The sequence below is a fragment of the Bordetella genomosp. 1 genome, from assembly GCF_002261335.1.
Lineage (GTDB): Bacteria > Pseudomonadota > Gammaproteobacteria > Burkholderiales > Burkholderiaceae_B > Bordetella.
This window is the reverse complement of sequence record NZ_NEVL01000001.1, coordinates 960,943-974,094: the sequence shown is the minus strand read 5'-3', so window position 1 is coordinate 974,094 and position 13,152 is coordinate 960,943. Positions and strand designations below refer to the sequence as shown.

The 13,152-nt window shown below is 70.1% G+C and carries 11 protein-coding genes; all 11 read right to left on the bottom strand.

Annotated features, from left to right (window positions below; translation table 11 throughout):
* Positions 1-9: 9 nt before the first annotated feature.
* On the bottom strand, positions 10-792 hold the full coding sequence (locus CEG14_RS04470; protein ID WP_094825117.1) for an SDR family oxidoreductase: 783 nt from the start codon (positions 790-792) through the stop codon (positions 10-12).
* 51 nt (positions 793-843) lie between these two features.
* Positions 844-1,608 carry an SDR family oxidoreductase gene (locus CEG14_RS04465; RefSeq protein WP_094825116.1) on the bottom strand — a complete coding sequence of 255 codons (765 nt, stop codon included), beginning with the start codon at positions 1,606-1,608 and terminating at the stop codon, positions 844-846.
* On the bottom strand, positions 1,605-2,600 hold the full coding sequence (locus CEG14_RS04460; protein WP_094825115.1) for an NAD(P)H-quinone oxidoreductase: 996 nt from the start codon (positions 2,598-2,600) through the stop codon (positions 1,605-1,607). The genes CEG14_RS04465 and CEG14_RS04460 overlap by 4 nt, the downstream gene beginning before the upstream one ends.
* 29 nt (positions 2,601-2,629) lie before the next feature.
* Complete coding sequence (locus tag CEG14_RS04455) at positions 2,630-3,334, bottom strand: ABC transporter ATP-binding protein (protein ID WP_094825114.1); 705 nt, start codon at positions 3,332-3,334, stop codon at positions 2,630-2,632.
* Complete coding sequence (locus CEG14_RS04450; RefSeq protein WP_094825113.1) at positions 3,327-5,108, bottom strand: branched-chain amino acid ABC transporter ATP-binding protein/permease; 1,782 nt, start codon at positions 5,106-5,108, stop codon at positions 3,327-3,329. Before CEG14_RS04450 ends, CEG14_RS04455 begins: the two co-directional genes overlap by 8 nt.
* A 13-nt stretch (positions 5,109-5,121) precedes the next feature.
* The gene (locus CEG14_RS04445; RefSeq protein WP_094825112.1) at positions 5,122-5,988 is read right to left on the bottom strand and encodes a branched-chain amino acid ABC transporter permease; all 867 of its coding nucleotides are present in this window, start codon (positions 5,986-5,988) and stop codon (positions 5,122-5,124) included.
* Between the two features lie 72 nt (positions 5,989-6,060).
* Complete coding sequence (locus CEG14_RS04440) at positions 6,061-7,260, bottom strand: ABC transporter substrate-binding protein (protein WP_094825111.1); 1,200 nt, start codon at positions 7,258-7,260, stop codon at positions 6,061-6,063.
* A 156-nt stretch (positions 7,261-7,416) separates the two neighbouring features.
* Positions 7,417-8,814, bottom strand: coding sequence for a dihydrolipoyl dehydrogenase (gene lpdA, locus CEG14_RS04435; protein ID WP_094825110.1), 1,398 nt, complete (start codon positions 8,812-8,814; stop codon positions 7,417-7,419).
* Between the two features lie 7 nt (positions 8,815-8,821).
* Complete coding sequence (locus CEG14_RS04430; RefSeq protein WP_094825109.1) at positions 8,822-10,114, bottom strand: pyruvate dehydrogenase complex dihydrolipoamide acetyltransferase; 1,293 nt, start codon at positions 10,112-10,114, stop codon at positions 8,822-8,824.
* Between the two features lie 48 nt (positions 10,115-10,162).
* The gene (locus CEG14_RS04425) at positions 10,163-12,343 is read right to left on the bottom strand and encodes an alpha-ketoacid dehydrogenase subunit alpha/beta (RefSeq protein ID WP_094825108.1); all 2,181 of its coding nucleotides are present in this window, start codon (positions 12,341-12,343) and stop codon (positions 10,163-10,165) included.
* A 22-nt stretch (positions 12,344-12,365) separates the two neighbouring features.
* Entirely contained in the window at positions 12,366-13,151 is a 786-nt protein-coding gene (locus tag CEG14_RS04420) for an SDR family NAD(P)-dependent oxidoreductase (RefSeq protein ID WP_094825107.1), read from the bottom strand.
* Position 13,152 lies beyond the last annotated feature (1 nt).

Sequence of the window (13,152 nt, the reverse complement as noted above, 5' to 3'; positions counted from 1 at the left end):
GTCCTCCGCTCAGTAGAGTTTCTGCGTGAAGCCGTCGACCACGATGGCCTGGCCGGACACGCTGCGGGCCGCGTCGCTGGCGTTGAACAGCGCCATGTTGGCGATGTCGCGCGCGGTCACCATGCGGCCCAGCGCGGCCTGGTTTTCATACAGCGCGGCGACCTCGTCGACCGGCTGGTTCAGCGTCGCGGCCTTGGCCGCGATCACCGCGCGGATGCGCGGCCCTTCGACGGCGCCCGGCAGGATCGCGTTGACGCGGATGCCGAACTGACCCAGCTCGATGGCGAGCGACTTGGTGAAGCCGATCACCGCCCACTTCGAGGCCGAATACACCGAGCGCCCGGCAAAGCCCAGGTGGCCCGCCGCCGACGACAGGTTGATCATCACGCCGGCGGACGACGCCTTGAGCAGCGGGATCGCCAGGCGCGCGCACAGGAACTGGCCGGTCACGTTCACCGCGAGGGTGCGGTCCCAGTCGGTCTTGCTCAGGGTCTCGACCGGGCCGGTGGGGCCGGCGATGCCGGCGTTGTTGATCAGCACGTCCAGGCCGCCGAGCGTGCGCTGCACCCGCTCGAACAGACGCGCCACGCTGGCCTCGTCCGACACGTCGGCCACCTCGGCGTGGATGGCCGGGATCTCGCGCCGGAGGTCGGCCAGCCGCGCCTCGTTCACGTCGCACACGAACACGTTCGCGCCGGCGGCGCTGAACACGCGCGCCATCTCCAGCCCGAGGCCATCGGCCCCGGCGGTGATCAATACCTTGCGGCCCGCGAACTTCACATCTTCGAACATCGTCTCGTCTCCTCTGTCGCATTCACGGTATGGCCAGCCTGTCCGTGGGGATCAGGTCATGAGCCAGCCACCCGCCACGTCCAGCACCTGCCCCGTCACGAAACGCGCCTCGTCGGACGCGAAGAACAGGCAGGCGTCGGCCACTTCTTCGGGCGTGCCCAGCCGCCGCAGCGCCGTCACGCGCGCGACCGCGTCGTTGATTTCCTGCGGCACCGACTTCAGCAGCGGCGTGCTGATGCGGCCCGGCGCCAGGCCGTTGACGGTGACGTCGAACTCGCCCAGCTCGGCCGCCCAGTGTCGCGTGAGCCCGAGCAGCGCCGACTTGGTGGCCGCGTAGTGCGCGGCCACGATGTCGCAATAGGCCTTGCCGGCCACCGAGGACATGTTGACGACGCGGCCGAAGCGCTGCGCCACCATGTGCGGCGAGCACAGCCGCGCCATGTAGAAGGCGCTGTTCAGGTTCACCGCCACCACCTGGTCCCACTCCGCGGGCGGCATTTCCCATACGCGCAGCGCGCGGCCCTGCGTCTTGGGCGAGATGCCGACGTTGTTGACCAGGATGTCGATGCCGCCCAGCGCGGCCGTGAGCTCGCCATGTGCCTGCTCGCAGGCGACGTAGGTCGACACGTCGGCCTGGGCGAAGTGCGCCTCGGCACCCTCGGCGCGCAGCGCGTCGCGCAGGGCCAGGCCACGCGCGGCGTCGAAGTCCACCAGCGCGAGCCGGGCGCCTTCGCGCGCGAAGCCGCGGGCGATGGCCTCGCCGATGCCGCCGGCCGCGCCGGTCAGCAGCACGGTCTTGCCGGCCAGGCCGCTCATGGCGCCACCTTGAGCACGATCTTGCCGATGTGCGCGCTGCTTTCCATCAGCGCGTGCGCCTTGGCCGCCTCGGCCAGCGGGAACTCGGCGTGGACCACGGGCAGGCAGCGGCCCCGTTCGAGCAGCGGCCACACCTGCTGCACCAGCGCCGCCCCGATCTTGCCCTTGTCCTCGTCGGAACGCGGGCGCAGCGTGGAGCCGGTGAACGTCAGCCGCTTCGTCATGATCGGCATGGCGTCGATCGAGGCCTTGCTGCCTTCCAGGAAGGCGATCTGCACCAGCCGGCCATCGAGCGCCAGGCTGTGCACGTTGCGGTTGATGTATGCGCCGCCGACCATGTCGAGGATCACGTCCACGCCCTTGCCGTCGGTGAGCGTGCGCACCGCCTCGGCGAAATCGGTGTCCTTGTACAGAATGGTTTCGCTGGCGCCGGCCGCGCGGCAAGCCTCGGCCTTGGCGGCGTTGCCCACCGTGGTCCAGACGCGCGCGCCGAAGGCCGCGGCGAGCTGGATCGCGGTCAGGCCGATGCCGCTCGATCCGCCGTGCACCAGCAGCGTCTCGCCCGGCTTGAGGGCGCCGCGCTCGAACACGTTGGTCCAGACGGTGAAGTAGTTTTCCGGCACGCAGGCGGCCGCGCGCAGGTCGAGCCCGCGCGGCACCGGCAGGCAGTGGCGCTCGTCGGCCAGACAGTACTCGGCATAGCCGCCGCCCGGCGTGAGCGCGCAGACCTGTTCGCCCACCTTGCGGTCGCGCACCTCGGGGCCGACGGCGCTGATCGTGCCCGACACTTCCAGGCCCAGGTACGGCGAGGCGCCCGGCGGCGGCGGATAGGCGCCCGCGCGCTGCAGCACCTCGGGGCGATTGATCCCGGCATAGGCCACCTGGATCTCGACCTGGCGGCCCGTGGGCGCCACGCGCGCGCGCTGCGCGAGCTGCAGGCACTCGGGCCCGCCGCCCTTGCCGTGGTCGATGAAACTGAACGTCTGCGACATGTCGCCTCAACCTCCTGGACGGCCCGGCCTCAATGGCCGAGATACGCCCGCTTCACATGGGGATCGTTGAGCAGCTCCTGGCCGGTGCCGCTCAACACGATGGAACCGTTCTCCAGCACATAGCCGCGATCGGCCAGGCGCAGGGTGCGGAATACGTTCTGCTCGACCAGCAGCACCGTGACGCCGTGTTCGGTCACGCGCCGGATCACGTCGAACATCTGCTGCACCAGCAGCGGCGACAGGCCCAGCGAGGGCTCGTCGAACACCAGCAGGCGGGGCTCGGCCATCATGCCGCGCGCGATCGCCACCATCTGCTGCTCGCCGCCCGACAGCGAGCCGGCGTGCTGGTTGAGACGTTCGCGCACGCGCGGGAAGATCGCCAGCACCTCTTCCAGGCGCCGGGCGGCGTCGGCGCGCGCGGCGCGCTTGTACGAGCCCATCACGAGGTTGTCGCGCACGGTGAACGACGGAAACAGCTGGCGCCCCTCCGGCACCATCGTGATGCCGGCGTCCACGATCTGCGCGGGCGTGCGGTTGGTGAGGTCGTGACCGTCGAACTCGACCTTGCCCTGCGTGGCCGGAATCACGCCGCACAGGGCCTTGAGGGTCGTGGTCTTGCCGGCGCCGTTGGCGCCGATCAGGGTCACGATCTCGCCCGGCCTCACCTCGAAGCTCAGGTCGTTCAGGACCTGCGTCTTGCCATAGCCGGAACTCAGTGCAGATACCTTAAGCATCCTGGTACTCCTTGCCGAGATAGGCCTCGATCACCGCGGGGTTTTCCACCACCTCCTTGGGATGACCGCTGACCAGCACGGCGCCTTCGTTGATGACGATGATGCGATCCGACAGCGCCATGGTGGCCTGCATCATGTGTTCGATCAGCAGGATCGACACGCCGGAATCGCGGATGCGGCGGATCATCTGGATGGCACGTTCGATGTCGGCCGGGTTCAGGCCCGCCATCACCTCGTCGAGCAGCAGGATCTTCGGCTGGGTGGCCAGCGCGCGCGCCACTTCCAGGCGCTTCATGCCGCCCACGGTGAGATTGCGCGCCTCGGTGTCGAGCGACTTCACCAGGTCGGTCTGCTCGGCCACGCGCCGCGCGATCTGCTCGGCCTCGTCGCGGTTGCGGGTCTTGATGAAGGCGCCCAGCATGATGTTCTCGAGCACGGTCAGGCCGGTGAAGGGCCGCGCGATCTGGAAGGTGCGGCCCATGCCCTTGTGGGCCAGCTCGTCGGGCGTCTTGCAGCTGACCCAGGCGCCGTCGCGGTCCAGCAGCGTCACCGTGCCCTTGTCGGGCGCGAGAAAGCCGGAGATCAGGTTGAACACCGTGGTCTTGCCCGCGCCGTTCGGGCCGATCATGCCCAGGATCTCGTTCTGGTAGAGCGTGAGCGAGACGTCGTTGGTGGCGCGCAGGCCGCCGAAGTTCTTGAACAGATTCTTGGCGTGCAGCACCGGCGTGTCGCGGTTCAGGCTCTGGGTGCCCGTGGCCGCGGGCGGCAGCGCCGCGATCTGCTTGCGCGTGCCCAGATACGGCAGGCGCGCCAGCCAGCGCTCGATGGCGGGCCCGAAGGCGCCGGCCAGGCCGCGCGGAATGGTCAGCACCACCAGCACCAGGATCGCCCCGTAGACCACGCCGTGCATGCCGTTGCCCACGCTGGAGAGCCAGCCGCGCGCGAACTCGGCAATCGGCAACACCAGGAAGGTGCCGGCGATCGGGCCCGCCACGGTGCCCAGGCCGCCGATCAGCGCGAACATGGCGATCTGGATCGACAGCTCGAGCGAGAAGGCCGAGGCCGGATCGACGAAGGTGAGGTAGGTGATGTGGAAGGTGCCGATCAGGCTGGTCAGCATGGCCGAGGCCACCGCCGCCATGATCTTCATCTTGACCGTATGCACGCCCACCGCGCGCGCCGCTTCCTCGCGCTCGCGGATCGCGATCAGATAGTGGCCCGCGCGCGACTTGCGGATCAGCCACGACACCCACAGCACCAGCAGGAACAGCGCGAAGGCGATGATGAGGTAGTTGACCTTGTCGCGGAACACGATCCAGGTCCAGCCGATGTTCAGCGGCAGCGAGATGCCGCTGGAGCCGCCGGTCCAGCTTTCCTCGTGGATCACCAGCAGGCGCACCACTTCCAGGATCGCGATGGTGGAGAGCGCGAAGAACGGGCCCTTCAGGCGCAGCGTGGGGTAGCTGATCACCACCGCCACCAGGCCGGAGATGACGGCGCCCAGCAGCATGCCGATCCAGGGCGAGATGCCGAAGTTCTGCGTGAGCAGCGTGGCCGTGTAGCCGCCGATGCCGTAGAACACGGCGTGGCCGAGCGAGAGCTGGCCGGCGTAGCCGCCGACGATGTTCCAGGCCGTGGACAGCGCGGCGAACACGAACAGCAGGACGAACAGGTTGAGCCAGAAGGCCGTGCCCACCACGACGGGCACGATGAACATGACGGTCAGCAGGATGAGGCTGACGTAGGTTTTGGGGCTGCGGATATCGGGTAGCACGTCGGTCTCCTTGTTATTCCGTGACGTTGCCGAACAGGCCGGTCGGCCGCAGGACGAGAATCAACAGGAAGATGCCGAAGTACACGACCTCCTTGAGATCCGGAGCGATGTAGTAGCCCGCGAGCGTGTCCACCACGCCGATGATGAGCGAGCCGGCGACGGCGCCATACAGGCTGCCCAGGCCGCCCAGCACCACGATCACGAACGCGGTCAGCACGAAATAGGTGCCCACGGTGGGGAACACGGGATACTGCGGCGCCAGCAGGCCCGCCGCCACGCCGACGAAGGCGGTGCCCAGGCCGAAGGCGATCACGTACACGGCGTTCACGTTCACGCCCATCAGCAGCGCCGCGTAGCGGTGCTGTGCCACGGCACGCAGCGCGCGGCCGAGATAGGTGTGGTGCATGAAGAGGTGCAGCAGCACGGTGAGCGCGATCGCCACCAGGAACGTGATGACCTGGCCGCTCACCAGCGTGAAGCCGCCGGCCGAGATCACGCCGGTGCCGAGTTCGGCCGGCGCGCGCACGACGTTGGCGCCGAACACCACCAGCGCCAGGTTGAACAGGATGGTCGACAGCCCGACCGTGGCGAAGATCTGGATGTGCTCGTCGGAATTGAGCAGGGGCTGGATGATCAGCCGCTGCGTGAGTGCGCCCAGCGCGAAGAGAATCACGACCACCGGGATCAGCCCGGCGTAGGGATGCACGCCCAGGTGGGTGGCGATCAGGTAGACCAGGTACATGCCCACCATCAGGAACTCGCCGTGCGCGAAGTTGACCACGCGCACCACGCCGAAGATCAGCGTGAGGCCGAGACTGATGATGATGTAGGCCCCGCCCAGCAACAGCCCGTTGATGAGCAATTGAATGAATATATCCATTGTGCTGCCTCGCAAGCATGGAATGGCCGGGCGCCGCCCGCGGCAGCCCCCGGCATTCCTGTTTGTCGTTTTTTATTTGTTGAAGATCGGCTTGCCCAGGGCCAGATCCTTGGGCCCGATGGTGACCAGCTTGCCGTCCTGCCACTGCATGACGTAGAAGGTCGAGGCGTTGTTCTGGCCGTCTTCGCCGAAGTCGAAGCCCCAGCCGTTGGCGCTCTGGCCGGCCGGCTTCTTGTAGGCCAGCACGGCGGCGCGGATCTTGTCGGCGTCGGTCGACTTGGCATTGCCGATGGCCTCGAAGAAGGCCTTGGCGCCCACGTAGTTGGTCAGGCTGTGGCCCGACTGCGGATCGCTCTTGTAGGTGGTCTTGTAGGCCTCGAGGAATTTGTCGAGGCCGGGCGCGCCGGCCGGATTGATCGAGGCCTGCGGGAAGTCGAGGTCGAACACGCCGTTCATGCCCGGGCCCACCGCCTTGGCGGTGTCGGCGAGCGAGTAGCCGCCGCCCGCGCCGATCACGACCTTGGGCGTGAAGCCGGCCGACTTGGCCTGGTTGAAGTAGAGGATGGCGTCGTTCTGGTAGGCCGTCTGCAGCACCACGTTCACGCCGGCGCCCTTCAGGCGCAGGATCAGCGACGACAGATCGACCGTCTTGGCCGAATACGGCAGCACCTCGACCACGTTGTAGCCCAGCTCGGCGGCGCGCTTCTTTTCGGTGGCGGCCACGTCGGTGCCGTAGGGGCCGTCTTCGTGGATGATGCCGATCTTGATACTCTTGGGATCCAGGCCCATGCCCGGCGCGATGGTCTCGTGCAGCGCGTTCACCACCGACACGCCGTAGAGGGCGGTGTTGGGGTTGCTGCGGAACAGGTACTTGTAGCCGCGCGTGGTGATCTTGTGGGCGGTGGCGCCCAGCTCGAAGTAGGGAATGCCGGCCAGCTCGGTGACCGGCGAGGCGGCATACGACACGCCCGAGGCATAGCTGCCGAACACGGCGACGACGCCCGACGAGGTCAGGCGCTTGGTTTCCGACACGGCCTGCGTGGGATCGACCGCGTCGGCCTTGATGATCTGGATCTTCTCGCCGTTCACGCCGCCCGCGGCGTTGATCTCATTCACGGCCAGCTCCAGGCCGCGATAGCTTTCCTGGCCCAGCAGGGCCAGGCCGCCGCTGAACGGGAACAGGGCTCCCACCTTGATGTCGGCCAGCGCAACGCCGCTGACCATGATGCTGCACGCGCCGATTGCCAGCGCCAGTTTCTTCACTTTGAACATGTCTCGCTCCTGTTTTTGTGTGGAAAACTGCCTCACCCTTCACCGCGGGCCATTCAAATATATGATATATGATGTATCGAATTGGACCAGAGCCGCCCCAGTCTAATGGACGTGCCCCGATCCCGAATTGGGAATTTCCCTAAACGGCGTTGGATCCTAGACATGCAGCGCCACCCCCTGCGCGGCCAGCACCGCCTCGTGCAGGGCCTCGCCCAGCGTGGGGTGGGCGGCGACGCTCGCCATGAGGTCGGCCTCGGTGGCTTCCAGCCCCATCGCCACAGCGTGCGCGCCGATCAGTTCGGAGGCCTCTGCATGCACGACGTGGCTGCCCAGCAGTTCGCCGGATGCCGCGTCGAAAATCGTCTTGGCCAGTCCGCTGCCCTCGCCCGCCGCCAGCGCACGGCCGTTGGCCGCGAACGGGAAGCGGCCGATGCGCAGCGCGCGGCCGTGTTCGCGGGCCCAGGCCTCGGCGCGCGCCTCGGTCAGGCCGATGCTGGCCACCTGCGGAAAGGTGTAGGTGCAGGCCGGGATGCGGCGCGGGTCCAGCCCGTGCACCGGCAGGCCGGCGATCGCCTCCATGCACAGCACCGCCTCGTGGCTCGCCTTGTGCGCCAGCCAGGGCGGGCCCGCGACGTCGCCGATGGCATGGACGCCCGGCTGCGCCGTGCGCCCGAGCGCGTCGGTCACGATATGGCCGTGGCGCACCGCCACGGCGGTGTGTTCCAGGCCCAGGCCCTCGACGTTGCCGACGATGCCGGCCGCGCTGATGACCCGCTCCACCGATAGCGGCGCCGGCGCGCCCGCGCCGGCCAGCGTGACCGTGACGTCGTCCGGGCCGACCCGGGCCGCGGCCACGCGGCAGCCCGTGTGGATGCGGATGCCCTGCGCCTCGAAGGCCTTGCGCGCCACGGCGGCGATCTCGGCGTCTTCCTGCGGCAGGATCTGCGCGGCGGCCTCGACCACGGTGACGGCGCTGCCGAGCGCGCGGTAGAAGCACGCGAACTCCATGCCGATCGCGCCGGCGCCCACCACCACCAGGCTGGCCGGCACGGCGCGCGGCACCAGGGCCTCGCGATAGGTCCAGATCCGTTCGCCCGGCGGCAGCTCCGGCAGCACGCGGGCTCGCGCACCGGTGGCCAGCACCACGTGGCGCGCCCGCAGGGCGGTGCCGTCGGCCAGCTGCAGCGCGGCGCCGGCGCCGAAGCGCGCCTCGCCCTCGATCACGGCCACACCATGCTTCTTCAACAGATGCGCCACGCCCCGGCCGAGCTGTCCGGCGATGCCGCGCGAGCGCTGCACCATCACCGCGAGATTGGCCTCGACCGCGCCCGCGATGCTGACGCCGGCGGCGGCCGCGTCGCGGCAGGTGCGCAGCACGGCCGCGCTGTGCAGCAGCGCCTTGGTCGGAATGCAGCCCCAGTTCAGGCAGATGCCGCCGAGCGCCTCGCGCTCGACCAGCGCGGTGCGCAGGCCCAGCTGCGCCGCGCGGATCGCGCCCACGTAGCCGCCCGGCCCGCCGCCCACCACCACCACATCGTAATCGTGTGTGCTCATGGCGGCCTCAGAGCAGGATGCGCAGCGGCGCTTCGACCAGCTGGCGGAAGGCCGCCAGCCAGCGCGCCGCCACCGCGCCATCGACCGCGCGATGGTCGGCCGACAGGGTGACCGTCATCATGCGCGCCGCCGTCACGGCGCCGTCGTCGTCGACCACGGCGCGGCGCTCGGCCGCGCCCACGGCGAGGATGGCGGCCTGGGGCGGATTGATGATGGCGGCGAACTCGCGCACGCCGTACATGCCCAGGTTGCTGATCGTCATCGACCCGCCGCTGTATTCCTCGGGCCGCAGGCGCTGTTCGCGCGCGCGCCCGGCCAGCTCGGCGATCTCGCCGGCCAGCTCGACCAGCGACTTGCGCTCCGCGTTGCGCAGCACCGGCGTGGTCAGTCCGCCTTCGGTGGCGACCGCCACGCAGATGTCGGCGCTGGCGTGGCGCAACAGCGCGTCGGGCTCCCACGAGACATTCACCTCGGGCACCTCGACCAGGGCCAGCGCGGCGGCCTTGACGATGAAGTCGTTCACCGACACCTTGCGCGGCCCCTGGCGGCAGACCTGTTCGCGCAGGTCCAGCAGCGCATCCATGCGGCAGTCCACCGTGAGGTAGAAGTGCGGCACCGCCTGCTTGCTCTCGGTGAGGCGGCGCGCGATGGTGCGGCGCATGTTGCTGTGGGGAAGGCGCGTGGCGGCTGGGTTGGCTGCATTCCGAGACGCCGCCGGCGCGGCCGCGCCGCGCGCTGCCGCATGCTCGACGTCGCGCTTGACCACGCGCCCGCGCGGGCCGCTGCCGGAAACCCCGGCCAGGTCCACGCCGAGCTCGCGCGCGATCCGGCGCGCCAGCGGGCTGGCGAGCTGGCGGCCGGGTTCGGCAGACCCGGCGGACTCGGCGGGTTCGGCGGAACTGGCGGGTGCGGCGCTGGCCGGAGTCGTTGCGGGCGCAACCACGCCCGGGGCCGCTGCCGTGGCGGCGGGCGCCGGCGTCTGGGCCGCCGTTGGCGCCTGCGGGGCCACGGCCGTGCCGGCCTCGGCCAGCGCGCGCGCCACGTCGGCGTCGCTCTCGCCCGCGAAGCGGATCACGCCGAGCACGGTGTTGACCGCCAGTTGCGCCGGCCCGGCCGGCACCACGATGCGGGCCAGCACGCCGCCCTGCTCCGCGTTGATTTCGACGATGGCCTTGTCGGTCTCGATCTCGGCCAGGCCGTCGCCGGCCCGCACGGTATCGCCTTCCTGCTTGAGCCACTGCGCCAGCGCGCCGCCCGCGCTGTCGGCCGCCACGGCGGGCAGCTTGATCAGTTCAGCCATGGCGCATGCCTCCTGCGCGCAGAGCGCCAATCGGGTTCGACGCGATGCTCATGCCTGCTCTCCCAGATCGGCCAGCACGTCGCGCAGTCCGGCCGCGACCTCTTCCTCGCCCGCGAACGCCGCGCGCTCCAGCACCTTGGAAATGCTGGGCGAGGCCTCGCCGCCGGTCACGCGCTTGACCGGCTGGTCGAGCCAGTCGAACAGGCGGCGCTGGATCTCGTCGGCCAGCATCGCGCCATACGAGGTGCCGCGCGCGCCCTGCTCCACGATCAGCACGTTGTTGGTCTTGCGCACGCTCGCGCCGATGGTTTCCCAGTCGAGGCTGGCGCGGTCCAGCGTGCGCAGGTCGATCACCTCGGCGTCGATGCCCGACGCCTCGACCGCCGCCAGCGTCTTGGCCACCATCGCGAGATAGGTCAGCACGGTGACGCGCTGGCCGCTGCGGCGCACCGCGGCGCGGCCGAACGGGATGTGGAAATCCAGGTCGCCCTCGGGAATCGGGCCGCTCGCGGCGTACAGATCCACGTGCTCGATCACCAGCACCGGATCGCGCGAGCGCAGCGCGGTGTTCATCAGGCCGATGTAGTCGTGCGGCGTGGACGGCGCCACGATGCGCCAGCCGGGCGCGGTGGCGACGATGCCGGCCGGGTCCATCGAATGCTGCGAGCCGTAGCCGGTGCCCATCGCCACCTTGGTGCGCAGCACCAGCGGCACGTCGATGTCGCCGCCGAACATGTGGCGCGCCTTGCCGATCTGATTGAAGATCTGGTCGGCCGCGACCCACATGAAGTCGGGGTACATGAATTCGACCACGGGCCGGTAGCGCCCATCCATCGCCAGCCCGCCGCCGAGACCGGCGAAGGCGTTTTCCGAGATCGGCGTGCCCAGCACGCGATCGGGGTAGCGGTCCTTCAGGCCGCGCGTCGCGCCGTTGGTGCCGCCCTTGAGCCGGTGCACGTCTTCGCCCAGCACCACCACGCCGGGATCGGTCTCCATGCGGCGATCCAGCACGTCGGCGACCGCGTCCACCAGCTTGCGTTCGACGGTGGCGCCCGGGTGCGCCGCGGCCTCCAGCACGCGCATGCCGTCGAACTCCGACGCGTCGCTGCGCAGGCCCACGTCGCGAAAGTCGGGGCTGGGCCACAGCTCGGCGCGCACGCGGCGCTTGCCGTCGGGCAGCGCCTCGGTGAGGCGTTGCGCGATCTCGTCCATCACCTGCTTGCACTGCGCCCGCAGCGCGGCGATGCCGGCCTCGTCGATCAGGCCACGCGCCACCATGCGGCGCGCCAGATGATCGAGCGGATCGCGGGCGCGCCACGACGCTTCCTCTTCCTTGCTGCGATAGCCGAACGCGCTGCCCGGGAAGGGGCCGTTCTGGTGGAAGAAGCGATAGACGTCCGCCTCGATCAGGGTCGGGCCGTGGCCGGCGCGCATGTGCGCCACCGCCTCGCGCATGGCGAGATGGGTGGCGAGCGGGTCCATGCCGTCGACGTGCCAGGAAGGGATGTTGAACGCCAGGCCACGCGCCGACAGGCGCGGCTCGGCCGTGGCCTCGTCCACCGTGGTCGAGACCGCGTAGCGGTTGTTCTCGACGAAGAAGCACAGCGGCAGCTTCCACGCGGCCGCCAGGTTCATCGACTCCAGCACGGAGCCGATGTTGATGGCGCCGTCGCCGAAGTACGTGACGGCGACGCGGTCGGTGCCGGCATGACGATGGGCCCAGGCCGCGCCCGCGGCCAGCGGCACGCCGCCGCCCACGATGGCGTTGGTGCCGAGCGCGCCGGCCTCGAGCCAGCGCAGGTGCATCGAACCGCCGCGGCCGCGGCAATAGCCCTGCGCCAGGCCCATGATCTCGGCCAGCGTGCGTTGCAGCACCGTGTCGATCGCGGGCGTGAGCGGCGCCGCGGGGCTCAGGTCGGGCGCGGCGTGTTGCAGCGCCTTGGCCAGAAACTGGTGATGGCCGCGATGCGAGCCGTTGATCTGGTCGCCCGCCCCCAGCGCCAGCACGGAGGCGACGGCGCCGCCTTCCTGGCCGATCGAGGAGTGCGCGGGGCCGTGCACCAGCCCGGCGGCGGCCAGGTCGAGCACGGTCTCTTCAAAGGCGCGGATCCAGTGCAGCTGCGTCAACATCGCGGCCAGCAGCGCGGGATCGGCGGCCTGCCAATCGGAATCTTCGGCGATCAGGGTGCGCCACGGCGCCGCCGGCGCCAGCGCTTCATAACGGGACATACGTGCAAGGCTCCGTGAGGTCTCAGAGATAGGCGTTGCGGCTCCAGCCGCCGTCGGCCACCAGGGTGTGGCCGTTGAGGTATGCGGCCTGGCGCGAGGCCAGGAACACCGCCAGCGCGGCCATTTCCTCGGCGCTGCCGAGACGGCGCAGCGGCGTGCGGCCCTTCAGGCGTTCCAGGTCGACGCGGCCGCGCGCGGACAGGTCGCGCAGCAGGTCGGTGTCGATGTAGCCGGGCGCGAGCGCGTTGACGCGGATGCCCAGCGGCCCCCATTCGAGCGCGAGCGATTCCGTCAGCATCACGACCGCGCCCTTGGTGGCGCAGTAGGCCGCGCGATCGGGCGCGGCCACCACGCCATACATCGATGCCATGTTCACGATCACGCCCGCGCCCTGCGCGTGCATGCGGCGGCCGGCGGCCTGGGCGCAATAGAACGCGCCGTTCAGATTGATGTCCACGGCGCGGCGCCACTCCTCGGGCGTCACGTCGAGCGAGGGTTTGTTGGCCGACACGCCCGCGTTGTTGAGCAGCACGTCGACCGCGCCGTAGGCTGCGTCGACCCGGGCGAACGCGGCGGCGACGGCCTCGGGGTCGGTCACGGACGCGGTGAGCGCGAGCGCCTCGGCGCCCTGCCCGCGCAGCTCGGCGCAGGCCGCTTCGAGCGCGGCCGCGTCGAGATCCAGCAGGGCCAGCCGGGCGCCCACGGTGGCGTAGGCCCGCGCGCAGGCGCGGCCGATGCCGCGCGCGGCGCCGGTGATGACGACGACCCGGCCCTCGAGGCCGGGATCGGTCCCATACGGTGCATGCATC